This window comes from Streptomyces sp. NPDC003032 (genome assembly GCF_053591415.1).
This window is the reverse complement of sequence record NZ_JBSFTT010000006.1, coordinates 18,639-34,269: the sequence shown is the minus strand read 5'-3', so window position 1 is coordinate 34,269 and position 15,631 is coordinate 18,639. Positions and strand designations below refer to the sequence as shown.

The window sequence follows — 15,631 nt, the reverse complement described above, 5'->3', positions numbered from 1 at the left end:
CGCTTGCTCACGAGACTGCTCCCTTGAGGACCAGGACCCCAGGGCTGTGACATTCACCGATGTCCAGGGGTCCGCGCTTGCCATACGCCTTGCTGCGTACGACCTGGTCTTCACCCGGGGCACCCCGCCACGGACGGAGGGTTGCCGGACAGCGGGCCGGGGCCGTAGTCGCTGTCACTCATGACCTGTTCTGCATCTTGCCACAAGATCTTCGACACGCAAGGCGCGGTCCAGGATCCGGACCGCGCCTCGCGTCACATGTGCCGGCCTCAGGCCCGGTGATCAGCGGCTGCTGGCCGTCACCCACCGCTCCAGGGACTTCTTCGCGGCCCCGGAGTCGATGGCCCGAGCCGCCTTCGCCATGCCGGCGCGGATCTGCTCCACCAGCGGCTCGTCGGTCGGCGCGAGGGCGACCAGCGCCGCCGCCGCGTTCAGCAGCACCGCCTCCCGCACCGGCCCGCTCTCGCCGTCGAGCAGCCGCAGGGCGACCTCCGCGTTGTACGAGGCGTCGGCGCCCCGCAACGCCTCGACGGGCACGAGGTCGATCCCGACGTCACGGGGGTCGAAGGACTCCTCGCGCACCGCCCCGTCCCGCACGACCCACACCCGCGAGGTGGCCGTGGTCGTCAGCTCGTCGAGCCCGTCGTCGCCCCGGAAGACCAGGGCCGACGAGCCGCGCTCGGCGAGCACTCCGGCGACGATCGGCGCCACGCGGGCGTCGGCCACACCGGTGGCCTGGGCCCGCACCTTGGCGGGGTTGGTGAGCGGACCGAGGAAGTTGAAGGTCGTACGGATCCCCAGCTCCCTGCGGGCGGGCGCCACATGGCGCAGCGCCGGGTGGAACTTCACCGCGAAGCAGAACGTGATCCCGGCCTCCTCGGCCACCTCGGCCACCCGCTGGGGCGTGAGGTCCAGGTTGACGCCCAGCTTCTCCAGTACGTCGGAGGCGCCGGACGCGCTGGAGGCGGCGCGGTTGCCGTGCTTGACGACCTTCGCGCCCGCGCCCGCGACGACGATCGCGGACATGGTCGAGATGTTGACGGTCTTGGCGCCGTCGCCGCCCGTGCCGACGATGTCGACGCTCGGCCCCGGCACGTCGATGACGCGTGCGTGCGCGTACATGGCGCGCACCAGACCGGAGATCTCCTCGACGGTCTCCCCCTTGGCCCGCAGCGCGACCGCGAACCCCGCGATCTGCGCGTCGGTGGCCTCGCCGCGCATGATGCGGTCCATGGCCCAGGCCGTGTCGTCGGCGCTCTGGTCGCGCCCGTCGAGCAGGCCGTTCAGTACGTCGGGCCAGGAACGGCCCGCCGCGGTAGTGCCTCCTGCGGGGGTCACAGCGTTCATAGCCGCTCCTGGTCTTCGTCTGTGGGAAGGAGACCCCGACACGTCGGGGTGGGACCACCCTATCCAGCCTCCGGGACGGCAAAGAGCCCCGTCCATGCACTGGACGGGGCTCTTGCCGTGGCGACGGTGATCAGTGGTGGCCGTGGCCGCTGGTGATCTCCTTGTACTCCTCGGCGGTGGGCTTGGGGATCTGACTGTCCTCCCCGTAGTAGCCCTTGGAGAGCTTGGCCCGGAGCTTCTGCGAACCGGACACCTTGCGCTCGACACCGTTCTCGTCGACCGTCGGGCCGATCTCGACCGGCGCGTACTGCTCGTGCGCGGTGAGCGTGTGCAGCTGCCCCTGGTCGAGCGGCTCGTGGATCTCGATGAACTCACCGTGCGGCAGGCGCTTGATGATGCCCGACTCGCGGCCGTGCAGCACCTTGTCCTTGTCGCGACGCTGCAGACCCAGGCAGATCCGCTTGGTGACGATGAAGGCGATGACCGGTGCGACGAAGAAGGCGATCCGGACGAACCAGGTGATCGCGTTCAGCGACAGGTGGAAGTGCGTGGCCACGAGGTCGTTGCCGCCACCGATCAGCATGACCATGTACCAGGTGATCCAGGCGACGCCGAACGCGGTCCGGGTCGGGGCGTTGCGCGGGCGGTCCAGGATGTGGTGCTCGCGCTTGTCGCCGGTGACCCAGGACTCGATGAACGGGTAGACCGCGATCACGACCAGGACCAGCGGGAAGATGATCATCAGCGGGATGAACACACCCAGGACGAGCGTGTGGCCCCACAGGTTGATCTCCCAGCCCGGCATGACACGGATCAGGCCTTCGGAGAAGCCCATGTACCAGTCGGGCTGGGCGCCGGTGGACACCTGGTCCGGACGGTAGGGGCCAAGAGCCCAGATCGGGTTGATCGAGGCGATCGCCGAGATGACCGCGATGACACCGAAGACCAGGAAGAAGAAGCCTCCGGCCTTGGCCATGTACACGGGCAGCAGCGGCATGCCGACGACGTTCTTGTTGGTCTTGCCGGGACCCGCGTACTGCGTGTGCTTGTGGTAGAAGACCAGGATCAGGTGGGCCACCACCAGGCCCAGCATGATGCCCGGCAGCAACAGGATGTGGATCGAGTAGAACCGGGCCACGAAGTCGCCGCCGGGGAACTCCCCGCCGAACAGGAACATCGACAGGTACGTGCCGACGATCGGGACGGACAGGATCGCGCCCTGCATGAAGCGGACACCGGTGCCGGAGAGCAGGTCGTCCGGGAGCGAGTAACCGGTGAAGCCGGTGAACATGCCGAGGACGAGCAGCAGGAAGCCGAAGAGCCAGTTGACCTCGCGCGGCTTGCGGAAGGCGCCCGTGAAGAACACGCGCATCATGTGCACGAACATCGCCGCGATGAAGATCAGCGCCGCCCAGTGGTGGATCTGCCGGATCAGCAGACCACCGCGCACATCGAAGGAGATGTGCATGGTCGAGTTGAACGCCTCGGACATCAGCTGTCCCTGCAGCGGGACGTAGCTGCCGTGGTACTCCACCTCGTTCATCGACGGGTGGAAGAACAGCGTCAGATACACACCCGTGAGGATGATGATGATGAAGCTGTACAGGCAGATCTCACCGAGCATGAAGGACCAGTGGTCCGGGAAGATCTTGCGCATGTTGGCCTTGGCCAGGGAGTAGATCCCAAGACGGCCGTCGGCCCAGTCGGCCACCCGCTCGCCGGCGGGTGCCTTCTTGTTCGAGTTGTTCGGGGGTGTGGTACTCATCCGCGCTCCCAGAAGGCAGGACCGACGGGCTCTTCGAAGTCGCCGAGCGCCTCGAGGTAGCCCTCCTCGTTCACACCGATGCGCAGCTGCGGCAGGGCGTGACCGGCCGGGCCGAAGATGACTCGGGCACCGTCGGAGAGGTCGAAGGTGGACTGGTGGCACGGGCACAGGACGTGGTGCGTCTGCTGCTCGTACAGGGAGATCGGGCAGCCCACGTGGGTGCAGATCTTGGAGTACGCCACGACGCCCTCGTGCGACCACTCGAGCTCGCGCTTGTCCTTGATGTTCTCCGGCTGGATCCGGACGATCATCAGGGCGGCCTTGGCGATCTGGGTCTGGAAGTCGTGGTCGTGCTCCGACATGCCCTCGGGCATGGCGAACGTCAGGGAACCGACCTGCACGTCCGAGGGGCGCAGCGGCTCGTGCGTGTTCATGTTGACGAGCTTCTTGCCCTTGGCCCACTTGGTGTGCCGGAGCTTGTCCTCGGGCAGCGGACCGAGGTCGCGCAGGAGGACGACACCGGAGAGCGGGACCAGGGCGAGCGCGCCGAACATCGTGTTGCGGATCAGCTTGCGCCGGCCGAACTGCGACTCCTCGGCACCGGCCTTGAAGTCGGCCATGACCTTGGCCCTGACCTCGGGCTCGGCCTCGATCGGGTGACGGTCGTCGGCGACCTCCACATCGGACATCAGGGTGCGGGCCCAGTGGACCGCGCCCGCGCCGATGCAGAAGAGGGCGACGCCGAGGGTCAGACCCAGGGCGAAGTTGAGACCGCTGATGTGCCCGATCGGCCAGACGTAGATGTTCTTGTCCGCCGGGATGGTCACGAACGAGGCGATGAAGCCGACGGTCGCCAGCATGGACAGCGTGAACATGAACGCGATCGCACGCTCGGAGCGCTTCGCGGCCTGCTCGTCGATGTCCTGGATGCGGTGCTGGTGGGGCGGGAGCCCCGGGTCGGCGAACGGGTGCTCGTCCGCGACGGCCACCGAGCCGTGCTCGGGCTCGGTCACCTGCTTGCTGGGCAGGTTCTCTTCTGGAATCTCTTGGCTACTCATGACTTCTTGGCCTTTGCGGTCCGAGCGGCGACCCACACGGCGACCGCGATCAGCGAGCCGAGACCGAAGATCCAGCCGAAGAGGCCTTCACTGACCGGACCGAGACCGCCCAGCTTGAGACCGCCGGGGCTCTGGGTCTTCTCGCCGTTGACCGCGTCGAGGTACGCGATGATGTCCTTCTTCTCCTTCTCCGGCATGGTCGTGTCGGGGAAGGACGGCATGTTCTGCGGGCCCGTCTGCATGGCCTCGTAGATGTGCTTCGGGGAGACACCTTCGAGCGACGGCGCGAACTTGCCGTGCGTCAACGCACCACCTTCACCGGTGAAGTTGTGGCACTGGGCACAGTTGGTGCGGAACAGCTCGCCACCCTTGGCGATGTCCGCCCCGTCCGGGCTGTACTGCTTCTCGGTCGGGACCGAGGGACCGGCGCCGAGCGACGAGATGTACGCCGCCAGCTGGTCGATCTGGGCCTGGTTGTAAATGACCTTCTTCTTGGGCGCCTGGGCGCCCTGCTGCTGGAGCGGCATGCGCCCGGTGCCGACCTGGAAGTCGACCGCCGCGGCGCCCACGCCCACCAGGCTCGGACCGTCGGAGGAGCCCTGACCGCCGGTTCCGTGGCAGCTGGAGCAGCCCACGGCGTAGAGCTTCTTGCCCTCGTCGATGGCGAGGGACTGGGCGGTGTCATCGGCTTGCGCCTTGTCCGCCGGCGCGAACGCGGCGTACAGCCCCCCGGTGGCCGCCAGCGCGAGGAGTAGGACGACGACCGCCGCCAGCGGATGGCGTCGTCGTGCGGAGAGCTTTTTCACGGATTACCCCGGTGTCAGGATCTTCTGCGTCGATGCTTCAGGAATGTGTCGGTACGTCGCGTGAGCGACCCCGCCGATTACTTGATCATGTAGATCGTGGCGAAGAGGCCGATCCAGACCACATCGACGAAGTGCCAGTAGTAGGACACGACGATGGCTGCGGTCGCCTGTTCATGGGTGAACTTCCTGGCCGCGTAGGTGCGCCCGAGGACCAGCAGGAAGGCGATCAGGCCGCCTGTCACATGCAGTCCGTGGAAGCCGGTGGTCAGGTAGAAGACCGAGCCGTACGGGTCGGAGGAGAGCGAGAGCCCGTCCTTCTTGACCAGCTCGGTGTACTCGAAGACCTGACCGCCGATGAAGACCGCACCCATGATGAAGGTGACGATGAACCACATCCGGAGCTTCTTCACGTCGCCACGCTCAGCGGCGAACACGCCGAGCTGACACGTGAGAGAGGAGAGCACCAGGATGGTGGTGTTCGTCGCCGAGAACGGGAAGTTGAGGGCCGAGGCCATTTCCTTCCAGTGATCAGGGCCTGTCACCGATCGCAGGGTGAAGTACATCGCGAAGAGGGCCGCGAAGAACATCAGCTCGGAACTCAGCCAGATGATGGTTCCGACGCTGGTGAGGTTCGGTCGATTGACCGGCGGGTGCGCGTGCCCTGTATCTACTGTCGTTGCTGTCGCCACGACCGACATTATGTCGGTCGCTTATCCCGCCCTCACCCCGGGGGGTGCCGTTCGGAGTGTCTGCGGGGTGTGTCCTGCCCGTATGGCCCATCGCGGGCCTGTCCGAACCGCTGTTGACGGGGTGTCGGGAGGAGTAGCATCCGCGAGCACTGCTCGACGTACTCACGTACTGGAGGAACAATGCAGCCGACCGCCACGGTGCTGGTCTACAGCGACAACGCGAGCACCCGCGAGCAAGTCCGGTCGGCCACCGGGCGCAGGCCGGCGACGGACGTTCCCGAGGTCGAGTTCATCGAGTGCGCGACGCTGCCCGCGGTCCTCAAGGAGCTCGACCGGGGTGGCGTCGACGTCTGTGTGCTGGACGGCGAGGCGAAGCCCGCGGGCGGCATGGGGGTGTGCCGCCAGATCAAGGACGAGATCTTCCAGGCGCCGCCCGTGCTGCTGCTCATCGGACGCCCTCAGGACGCCTGGCTGGCCACCTGGAGCCGCGCGGAAGCGGCGGTGACCCTTCCGGTCGATCCCGTGGAGTTCGCGGACGCACTGGCCGCCCTGCTGCGCAGCAGCCGGGCCGTGCGCGCCTGACGGGGTCCGGCTCCGCCGCGGCCCTCTGTGCGGGCTTCCGCGGCCCCGCTAGACCCGCGGCCGCAGTCGGGCCGCGTCGGCCGCCGTGGGGCCTTCCCTGGTGCCGGAGAGCAGCGCGCTGCCCTGGCGCCAGCTCTTCCAGCCCATGTTCCAGTCGCCGAGGCCGTTGCCGAACGTCGGCATGTCCTCACCGGAGCTGTTGACGACCTTCACGAGGTCGCCCTGGCGCACGGTCTCGTAGAACCAGGCGGCGTTCCCGGTGCTCATGCCGGTGCAGCCGTGGCTGGTGTTGGCATAGCCCTGCGAACCGACCGACCAGGGCGCGGCGTGCACGTACTCGCCGGAGTCGGTGACCCGCGTCGCGTAGTAGACCTGCTTGTCGTAGAAGTCCGCCGCGCCGATGCTGGCACTGGTCATACGTACGGAGTACTCCTTGCCCAGTACGACCTTGACGCCGTTGCGGGTGGAGTAGCCGGGCTTGCCCGTGGTCACCGGGATCGAGTTGATCTCCTCGCCGTTGCGGTAGACCGTCATCCAGTGGGACGAGGCGTCCGTCACGGCCTCGATCCGGTCGCCGGTGGTGAACTTCAGGGGCTTGGCGTCGGCGCCCCACAGCTTGTCGTCGACCTTGATGCCCTCCAGGTTGCTCGACACGCTGATCGTCGCCTGGGTGGGCCAGTACTCCTTGGGGCGGTAGTGCAGCGTCTTGTCGTCCACCCAGTGCCAGGCGCCCTCGACCGCGGGCACCGACCTCACCTTCAGGGCGCGCTCGACGGTGGCCCTGGCCTTCTTGCCCTTCACCTCGGCGTCGAGCGAGGCGATGACGGGCTGCCCGACGCCGTACTTGCCCGCCTCGGGGCCGAAGGTGACCTTCAGCCGCTTCTTCTCGGCGGGCGTGTCGGTGTCGAAAGTCATGACCTTGCGGCCCGGCGAGCCCTCCTCGTCCTCGGTGCTCACCCGCACCGTGTAGTGGGCGCCGGCCGCCAGCGGTGTGGTGCTGTGCCACCGGGAGCCGTCCGCGGAGAGTTCACCCGCCACGTACCGGCCCGTCGCGTCGGTGGCCGTCACATCGGTGATGCGTCCGTCCTCGCCCTGGGCGGTGACCTCCAACGGCTTGTCCGGGTCCGCCTTCTCGCTGCCCACCGGGCCGTTGAAGTCGATCTGGCCGGCCGCGTCGTACGGCTTCGCCGAGAGCGGGTGGCCGTCGGAGCTGCCGCATGCCGTGGTCCCCGCACCGAGGGCGGCCACCAGCGTCGTGCAGCTCAGTACCGTGCGGATTCGCGGTGAGTGGCTCATAAACACACGGTAGGGACGTTCATCGGGTCCGGCGCGGTGAGTGACCCGTCCGAGGGCCGGGCGCGACACGCCGAGGGGCCCGGACGCTCCTGACGGAGTGTCCGGGCCCCTCGGTGCGGCTCGTGAACTACGGACTCACTGAGTCTGGTTCTCGCCGCGGTAGTACTCGAAGACCCAGCCCCACAGGCCGATGAGCAGGAGGGGGGCCGAGAAGTACAGCAGCCACCAGCCGATGGCGATGCCCAGGAAGGCGAGCGCGCCACCGATGGCCAGGGAGAGCGGCTGCCAGCTGTGCGGGCTGAAGAAGCCCACCTCGCCGGCCTCGTCCGCGACGTCCGCGTCCTTGTTGTCCTGTGCGGAGGCGTCAACCCGCCGGGCCGTGAAGGCCAGGTAGTAGCCGATCATGATGCACAGGCCGAAGGCCAGGAAGAGCGCCGTGGTACCGGCGGGCTCCTTCGACCACACGCCATAGACGATCGCCATGGCGAGGACGAAGACGCTCAGCCAGATGAACAGCTTGCCCTGGATCTTCACTTCGCGGCCTCCTTGTCGCCACCGAACAGCGCGGTGTCCTTCTGCCCGGCGTTCTCGATCTGGCCGAGGGCGGCGATGTCCGGGTGGTGCAGGTCGAAGGCCGGCGATTCACTGCGGATGCGCGGCAGCGTGATGAAGTTGTGCCGCGGCGGCGGGCAGGACGTCGCCCACTCCAGCGAACGGCCGTAACCCCACGGGTCGTCGACCTCGATCTTCTTGCCGTACTTGGCCGTCTTCCAGATGTTGTAGAAGAACGGCAGGATCGACAGACCGAGCAGGAACGAGCTGATCGTCGAGATCGTGTTCAGCGCGGTGAAGCCGTCGGCGTCGAGGTAGTCGGCGTAGCGGCGCGGCATGCCCTCGGCGCCCAGCCAGTGCTGGACGAGGAACGTGCCGTGGAAGCCCACGAACAGCGTCCAGAAGGTGATCTTGCCGAGGCGCTCGTCCAGCATCTTGCCGGTGAACTTCGGCCACCAGAAGTGGAAGCCGGAGAACATCGCGAAGACCACGGTGCCGAAGACCACGTAGTGGAAGTGCGCCACCACGAAGTACGAGTCCGAGACGTGGAAGTCCATCGGCGGCGAGGCCAGGATGACGCCCGTCAGACCGCCGAAGGTGAAGGTGATCAGGAAGCCGACCGCCCACAGCATCGGGGTCTCGAAACTCAGTGACCCCTTCCACATGGTGCCGATCCAGTTGAAGAACTTCACACCGGTCGGCACCGCGATGAGGAACGTCATGAATGAGAAGAACGGCAACAGCACGCCGCCTGTGACGTACATGTGGTGCGCCCACACCGTCACGGACAGACCCGCGATGGCGATCGTCGCGGCGATCAGACCCATGTAGCCGAACATCGGCTTGCGGGAGAAGACCGGGATGACCTCGGAAATGATTCCGAAGAATGGCAACGCGATGATGTACACCTCTGGATGGCCGAAGAACCAGAAGAGGTGTTGCCAGAGCAAGGCGCCGCCATTGGCCGCGTCGAAGATATGGGCACCGAATTTGCGGTCCGCCTCCAGGGCGAACAGCGCGGCGGCCAGGACCGGGAAGGCCAGCAGCACCAGCACGGCGGTGAGCAGCACGTTCCACACGAAGATCGGCATGCGGAACATGGTCATGCCGGGCGCGCGCATGCAGATGATGGTGGTGATGAAGTTGACCGAGCCGAGGATCGTGCCGAAGCCGGAGAAGGCCAGACCCATGATCCACATGTCGGCGCCGATGCCCGGGGAGCGGACGGCGTCCGAGAGCGGGCTGTAGGCGAACCAGCCGAAGTCGGCCGCGCCGTTCGGCGTGAGGAAACCGCCGACCGCGATGAGCGAGCCGAACAGGTAGAGCCAGTAGGCGAACATGTTCAGCCGCGGGAAGGCGACGTCGGGCGCGCCGATCTGCAGCGGCATGATCCAGTTCGCGAAGCCGGCGAACAGCGGCGTCGCGAACATCAGCAGCATGATCGTGCCGTGCATCGTGAACGCCTGGTTGAACTGCTCGTTCGTCATGATCTGCGTACCCGGGCGGGCGAGTTCGGCGCGCATGAAGAGCGCCATCACTCCGCCGATGCAGAAGAACGCGAACGACGTGACCAGATAGAGCGTGCCGATCGTCTTGTGGTCAGTGGTGGTCAGCCACTTGATGACGACGTTGCCCGGCCGCCTGCGCCTGACCGGCAGCTCGTTCTCGTACGAGTCTGTTGGTGCTGCCGCGGCACCCTGGGGTTCGTTGAGGATGCTCACAGGTTGTTCGTCTCCCGGTTCTTCTCGTGGGGCGTCTGCTCGATGCCGGCCGGGATGTAACCGGTCTGGTTCTTCTTCGCCAGGTCCTCGAGGTGCTGCTTGTAGCGCTCGGGAGAGACGACCTTGACGTTGAAGAGCATCCGGGAGTGGTCGACGCCGCACAGCTCGGCGCACTTGCCCATGAAGGTGCCCTCCTTGTTCGGAGTCACCTCGAAGGCGTTGGTGTGGCCCGGGATGACGTCCTGCTTCATGAGGAACGGCACCACCCAGAAGGAGTGGATGACGTCACGCGAGGTGAGCACGAAGCGGACCTTCTCGCCCTTGGGGAGCCAGAGGGTCGGGCCGGGGTTGCCGTTCTGGGGGTTCCGCTCGCCGGGCGTGCCGACTTCGTAGACGCCGTTGGCCTTGGCCGGGAAGTCCTTGCGGAACCTCTCCGGGATGGCCTCCAGGTCCTTGGACGTCTTGGCGTTCTCCTTGCCGGCGCCCGGAACGTTCTCTACGTAGTTGAAGCCCCAGCTCCACTGGTAGCCGACCACGTTGATCGTGTGGGCCGGCTTCTCCTCGAGCTTCAGGAGCTTCGACTCGTCACGTGCCGTGAAGTAGAAGAGCACGGAGACGATGATGAGGGGGACGACCGTGTACAGCGCCTCGATGGGCATGTTGTAACGGGTCTGAACAGGAACTTCCACCTTGGTGCGGCTGCGCCGGTGGAAGATGACGCTCCACAGGATCAGGCCCCAGACCAGCACGCCCGTGGCGAGCGCTGCCGCCCACGAGCCCTGCCAGAGGGAGAGAATCCGCGGAGCCTCTTCCGTTACCGGGGTGGGCATTCCAAGGCGGGGGAAATCCTTGTATGTGCAACCGGTGGCGGTCGCCAGGATCAGGCCCGCAGTCAGCACCTGCGGCAGCTTCCGCCGCATCGGGCGCCGCGACGAGCGGTCGGAGCCGTTGGGACTCACGTAGCGCCTTCCCGAGAGTCTCGCCCGCGCGGTCGGCTGCGGCCTTCTCTCTGGTAGGTCGCCGCCCTCTGCGTCGGGCAGGGGTTTGGATGTTTATGCGGACCAAACCCTACTGGACGCTATTTGGGGTCGCGCGGGGAGGGTGCCTAACGCGCCGCGGGTCACTCCGAAGGGTGGGACGGCGCGCCGTCGGGGCTTTCTGACGGCGGGTCGGGCGCCCAGGAGCTCGGCGGAATCTGTGGGTCCGCGGGCGCGGGCTCGGTGGGGCTGGTCGCGCCGTTCCTCGCGCCCCTAGGGGAGCGGCCCCTGCGGGGCGCTCCCCTAGGGGCGCTTCTCAGGAAGCGCACGGTCTAGCGTTGCCGTGTGTCCTACTTCGATGTCGCCTCCTCCGCTCCCCTTCATCCCGTTGCCCGGCAGGCCCTGCTGGCCTCGCTCGATGAGGGGTGGGCCGATCCGGGGCGGCTCTATCGCGAGGGGCGGCGGGCCCGGCTGTTGCTCGACGCGGCGCGGGAGGCGGCCGCCGATGCCGTGGGGTGCCGGGCCGACGAGCTGGTCTTCACCTCGTCCGGCACCCGTGCCGTGCACTCCGGGATCGCGGGGGCGCTGGCAGGGCGCCGCCGCGCCGGAAGCCACCTGATCGTGTCGGCCGTCGAACACTCGTCGGTGCTCCATTCGGCGGAGGCCCACGAGACCGGCGGCGCGGCGGTCACCCGGGTGCCGGTGGACCGGGGCGGCGCGGTCGACCCGGAGGTGTACGCCGCCGCGCTGCGCGAGGACACCGCGCTCGCCTGTCTGCAGTCGGCCAACCATGAGGTGGGCACCGAGCAGCCGGTGGCGGAGGTGGCGGCGGCCTGTCGCGCGGCCGGGGTGCCGCTCCTCGTGGACGCGGCGCAGTCGCTGGCCTGGGGCCGCGTCGAAGGGGACTGGTCGCTGCTGACCGGCAGTGCTCATAAATGGGGCGGACCGGCCGGTGTCGGACTTCTCGCCGTACGGAAAGGGGTGCGCTTCGCCGCGCAAGGGCCCGTCGACGAGCGGGAGTCGGGGCGCGCCGCCGGGTTCGAGAACATCCCGGCGGTCGTCGCGGCGGCCGCCTCGCTGCGGGCGGTGCGGGCCGAGGCCGCGGCGGAGGGCTCGCGGCTGCGGGAGCTGACGGAGCGGATCAGGGCGCGGGTGCCCGGGCTCGTGCCGGATGTGGAGGTGGTGGGCGATCCGGTGCGGCGCCTTCCGCACCTGGTCACCTTCTCCTGTCTCTATGTCGACGGGGAGACCGTGCTGCATGAGCTGGACCGGGCGGGCTTCTCCGTGTCGTCCGGTTCGTCGTGCACCAGCTCCACGCTGACGCCGAGCCATGTGCTCCGGGCGATGGGGGTGCTGAGCGAGGGCAACATCCGGGTCTCGCTGCCCGTCGGGACCGATGCCGCGGAGGTGGAACGGTTCCTGGAGGTGCTGCCCGGCGTCGTCGCCGGAGTGCGGGAGAAGCTGGGCGCCCCGGTCGCAGTGGAGGCCCGTACAGAAGGGGCGTCGCTCGTCGTCGACGCGCTCGGCAAGCGGTGCCCGATCCCCGTCATCGAACTCGCCAAGGTCATCGGGGACGTCCCGGTCGGCGGAACGGTGACCGTGCTCGCGGACGACGAGGCGGCGCGGCTCGACATCCCGGCGTGGTGCGAGATGCGCGGGCAGGAGTACATGGGTGAGCGGTCGGCGGACCACGGCGCCGCGTATGTGGTCCGCCGGAGCTCGTGACTAGGCGAGGTGCGCCCGGACCTCACCGGCGGCCTGATGGCCGTACGCCTTGGTGAAGCGGTCCATGAAGTCGGTGCGGCGCAGCTCGTACTCCTGGGTGCCCACGTTCTCGATGACCAGGGTGGCGAGCATGCAGCCGAGCTGGGCGGCGCGTTCGTGGGAGACGCCCCAGGACAGGCCCGAGAGGAAGCCCGCGCGGAACGCGTCGCCGACGCCGGTCGGCTCGACCTTGGCCTTCTCCTCCGGCACGCCGACCTCGATCGGGTCCTGGCCGACGGCCTCGATGCGTACGCCGCGCGAGCCGAGGGTCGTCACGCGGTGGCCCACCTTCGAGAGGATCTCGGCGTCGGTCCAGCCCGTCTTGGACTCGATGAGGCCCTTCTCGTACTCGTTGGAGAAGAGGTACGTGGCGCCGTCGAGGAGGGTGCGGATCTCCTCGCCGTCCATGCGGGCGATCTGCTGCGAGAAGTCCGCGGCGAAGGGGATCGCGCGGGCGCGGCACTCCTCGGTGTGGCGGAGCATCGCCTCGGGGTCGTCGGCGCCGATCAGGACCAGGTCGAGCCCGCCGACGCGGTCGGCGACGGTCTTCAGCTCGATGAGGCGCGCCTCGCTCATGGCGCCCGTGTAGAAGGAGCCGATCTGGTTGTGGTCGGCGTCCGTGGTGCAGACGAAGCGGGCGGTGTGCAGCGTCTCGGAGATCCGGACCGAGGCGGTGTCCACGCCGTGCCGGTCGAGCCAGGCGCGGTACTCGTCGAAGTCGGAGCCCGCGGCGCCGACCAGGATCGGGTGGGTGCCGAGCTGCCCCATGCCGAAGGTGATGTTGGCGGCCACACCTCCCCTGCGGACGTCGAGGGCGTCGACCAGGAAGGAGAGGGAGACCGTGTGCAGCTGATCGGCGACCAGCTGGTCGGCGAAGCGGCCGGGGAAGGTCATCAGGTGGTCGGTGGCGATGGAGCCGGTGACTGCGATACGCACGGCTGGGTGCTCCTGTGGAGGAGAGGAGGGGTTGACAGTTCACGCTACCGGGTCGAGACACCCACTCTGAAGAGGCAAAACTACCCAATAGTAGGGCTTTTTTCCTGGGCGGCCAGATGCTTACGGTGCCGTTATGGCCGTTATCTCGAAGGATGTCGTCATGAAGCGTTCCTCCGTCGCGCTCCCCGCCGAGACCGGCGGAACCCGCGGGACCCACGAGACGCACGAGACCCGCGAGACCCGCGAGGCCCCGGAGAGCATGGAGACGCTGCGCGGCGACTGCGCCCGCATGGCTCCGCACTGGGCGGCGCCCGCCGAGGCCGCGACCGCCTCCGTGCCGCCGTCCCTGATCCACGGCGTCACCGTGCCGCCGTCCTCCGCCCGGCTCATCGACGGGATGTCCGAGTACGGCGACTGAGGGAGACTGGTCCCGGGGCCCGGTACGCGTACAGGGAACCGTGCGCTCCCCCGCTGCGTCCCATCGCCGTCCCCCGTAAAGGGGAACTGGGATACGACGAAACCCGCCCGTGGGTTTCCAGGGACAGCAGTGCAGTCGAAGGAGCGATGCGGTGAGCACCGAGCGATCCGTTCATGAGGCGGCCGAGCCGCGGCGGCGGCGTGCCCGTCTCGCCGTCGCCTCGGTCGCGGCCACGGTACTGCTGGTCGGCGGCGGTGGCGCGTACTTCGCCGCGACCGCGTCCGGCGGTGGTGGCGGTGGCGGCCAGGGCAGCGACGGGGCCCCCGCGGGGGACGGCGGTGATCCGCCGCCGCTCGCGCTTGACGGCTACCCGGGCGACGACCGGCAGAGCGGCGGCACCGGGAGCGCCACCGGAGACGGCACCGGCGGCATCGCGCCGGGCGAGCCGGACCCGAGCGGCGTCACGTACAGGGCGACCGGCAAGCTGCCCAAGGGCCCGGAGTCGGCCGCCGTCCATCACGCGCGCGGCGAGGTCACCCGCGCCGAAGTGGCCGCGCTGGCCAAGGCGCTCGGCGTCTTCGGCACGCCGACGGTACGGGACGGCGCCTGGCGGGTGGGGCAGGACAAGGACGGTTCGGGCCCCTCGCTCCAGGTGAACAAGCAGGCGCCCGGCACCTGGACGTACGCCCGGCACGGCATGAGCGGCACGGACAACTGCCCCAGGAACAAGCCCTGTTCAGGCACCTCCACCGCGCCGAACGGCGACGCGGACGACGCGGCCGGCGCCGTCGGCGAGCAGGCCGCCAAGGACGCCGCGGCCCCGGTCCTCAAGGCGCTCGGCCAGGACGACGCGAAGCTGGACGCCCGCCAACTGATGGGCGCCGTACGGGTGGTGAACGCCGACCCGAGGATCGGCGGCCTGCCGACCTACGGCTGGTCGACCGGCATCCAGGTCAGCGCGGACGGCCAAGTGGTGGGCGGCAGCGGTCAGTTGAAGGAGCCCGTCAAGGGCGCCACATACCCGGTGATCAGCGCCCAGGAGAGCCTGGACCGGCTGAACTCGATCGGCGGCGGCGGCCGCGTCGGCATCGGCGGCTGTGCGACTCCGGTGCCGCACGTCGACGACAGCACCAAGACGGAGGGCGGCGGCGGCTCGAAGCAGGCGCCCTGCGACCCGTCGTCCGCGCCCCCGAAGCCGCGGCCGGTGGCCGTCAGCGGCGCCACGTTCGGGCTCGCCACGCACTTCGTGGACGGCCGGCAGGCCCTCGTACCGTCGTGGCTGTTCGAGATGAAGCCGCAGGGGGCGCGCGACACCTTCACGGTGACGCACCCGGCGGTCGCACCCAGGTATCTGACCTCGCCCAGCAGCCCCGGCACCCCCTCGCCCACTGAGAAGCCCGGTGGCGGAGAGAGCACGCGCAAGGCGGCCATCGAGTCCTACACCGCCGACGGCACGTCCCTGACCGTGCACTTCTGGGGCAGCGCGTGCGCCGACTACGCCGCTTCGGCGAGCGAGGACGGTGACCGCGTGAAGGTCACGGTCACGGAGACCAAGCAGAAGGACGAGGTCTGCATCATGGTCGCCAAGGAACTCTCGCGGACGGTCACGCTGGACAAGCCGCTGGGCGATCGCAAGGTCGTGACCGGCTCGGGCGAGACCGTGCGGCGGAAGTAGACGCGTCCGCTGGAGCGGTAGCCGTACGCATGACTGCGGCGGCCC

Annotated in this window: 14 protein-coding genes and 1 riboswitch; of the genes, 4 read left to right on the top strand and 10 right to left on the bottom strand. The window is 68.5% G+C overall.

The window, feature by feature from the left end; all coding sequences use genetic code 11:
- Positions 1-68: 68 nt before the first annotated feature.
- A riboswitch (SAM riboswitch) is annotated at positions 69-186 on the bottom strand.
- 96 nt (positions 187-282) lie between these two features.
- From trpD to ctaE, 5 genes are all read right to left on the bottom strand, one after another.
- The gene (trpD, locus tag ACWDZ7_RS10415; RefSeq protein ID WP_451796279.1) at positions 283-1,347 is read right to left on the bottom strand and encodes an anthranilate phosphoribosyltransferase; all 1,065 of its coding nucleotides are present in this window, start codon (positions 1,345-1,347) and stop codon (positions 283-285) included.
- Positions 1,348-1,477: 130 nt separating this feature from the next.
- Positions 1,478-3,112, bottom strand: a complete 1,635-nt coding sequence (gene qcrB / locus ACWDZ7_RS10410) for a cytochrome bc1 complex cytochrome b subunit (protein ID WP_451796278.1) — start codon at positions 3,110-3,112, stop codon at positions 1,478-1,480.
- On the bottom strand, positions 3,109-4,170 hold the full coding sequence (qcrA, locus tag ACWDZ7_RS10405; protein WP_451796277.1) for a cytochrome bc1 complex Rieske iron-sulfur subunit: 1,062 nt from the start codon (positions 4,168-4,170) through the stop codon (positions 3,109-3,111). The genes qcrB and qcrA overlap by 4 nt, the downstream gene beginning before the upstream one ends.
- Positions 4,167-4,976 (bottom strand): cytochrome bc1 complex diheme cytochrome c subunit, encoded by an 810-nt coding sequence (qcrC, locus tag ACWDZ7_RS10400; RefSeq protein ID WP_223774186.1) that lies wholly within the window; start codon positions 4,974-4,976, stop codon positions 4,167-4,169. Before qcrC ends, qcrA begins: the two co-directional genes overlap by 4 nt.
- 77 nt (positions 4,977-5,053) lie before the next feature.
- Positions 5,054-5,674 (bottom strand): aa3-type cytochrome oxidase subunit III, encoded by a 621-nt coding sequence (gene ctaE, locus ACWDZ7_RS10395; protein WP_451519011.1) that lies wholly within the window; start codon positions 5,672-5,674, stop codon positions 5,054-5,056.
- 171 nt (positions 5,675-5,845) lie between these two features.
- Here ctaE and ACWDZ7_RS10390 point away from each other — a divergent pair, with 171 nt between their 5' ends.
- On the top strand, positions 5,846-6,247 hold the full coding sequence (locus ACWDZ7_RS10390) for a hypothetical protein (protein WP_451796276.1): 402 nt from the start codon (positions 5,846-5,848) through the stop codon (positions 6,245-6,247).
- A gap of 48 nt (positions 6,248-6,295) precedes the next feature.
- On the opposite strand, the gene ACWDZ7_RS10385 is transcribed toward ACWDZ7_RS10390, so the two are convergent.
- The 4 genes from ACWDZ7_RS10385 to ctaC form a co-directional block, all read right to left on the bottom strand.
- Positions 6,296-7,543, bottom strand: coding sequence for an Ig-like domain-containing protein (locus ACWDZ7_RS10385; protein WP_451796275.1), 1,248 nt, complete (start codon positions 7,541-7,543; stop codon positions 6,296-6,298).
- Between the two features lie 135 nt (positions 7,544-7,678).
- Entirely contained in the window at positions 7,679-8,077 is a 399-nt protein-coding gene (locus tag ACWDZ7_RS10380) for a cytochrome c oxidase subunit 4 (RefSeq protein ID WP_451796274.1), read from the bottom strand.
- Entirely contained in the window at positions 8,074-9,816 is a 1,743-nt protein-coding gene (gene ctaD, locus ACWDZ7_RS10375) for an aa3-type cytochrome oxidase subunit I (RefSeq protein WP_451519007.1), read from the bottom strand. Before ctaD ends, ACWDZ7_RS10380 begins: the two co-directional genes overlap by 4 nt.
- Positions 9,813-10,775 carry an aa3-type cytochrome oxidase subunit II gene (gene ctaC, locus ACWDZ7_RS10370; RefSeq protein ID WP_451796273.1) on the bottom strand — a complete coding sequence of 321 codons (963 nt, stop codon included), beginning with the start codon at positions 10,773-10,775 and terminating at the stop codon, positions 9,813-9,815. The genes ctaD and ctaC overlap by 4 nt, the downstream gene beginning before the upstream one ends.
- Positions 10,776-11,138: 363 nt before the next feature.
- On the opposite strand from ctaC, the gene ACWDZ7_RS10365 reads away from it, so the two are divergent.
- On the top strand, positions 11,139-12,518 hold the full coding sequence (locus ACWDZ7_RS10365; protein ID WP_451796272.1) for an aminotransferase class V-fold PLP-dependent enzyme: 1,380 nt from the start codon (positions 11,139-11,141) through the stop codon (positions 12,516-12,518).
- Here the strand turns inward: ACWDZ7_RS10365 and ACWDZ7_RS10360 are convergent, their stop codons facing one another.
- A complete protein-coding gene (locus ACWDZ7_RS10360; protein ID WP_451796271.1) occupies positions 12,519-13,493 on the bottom strand; it encodes a carbohydrate kinase family protein in 975 nt (324 codons plus the stop codon).
- A gap of 160 nt (positions 13,494-13,653) precedes the next feature.
- On the opposite strand from ACWDZ7_RS10360, the gene ACWDZ7_RS10355 reads away from it, so the two are divergent.
- Entirely contained in the window at positions 13,654-13,911 is a 258-nt protein-coding gene (locus ACWDZ7_RS10355; protein WP_451796535.1) for a hypothetical protein, read from the top strand.
- Between the two features lie 151 nt (positions 13,912-14,062).
- A complete protein-coding gene (locus ACWDZ7_RS10350; protein ID WP_451796270.1) occupies positions 14,063-15,586 on the top strand; it encodes a hypothetical protein in 1,524 nt (507 codons plus the stop codon).
- Positions 15,587-15,631 lie beyond the last annotated feature (45 nt).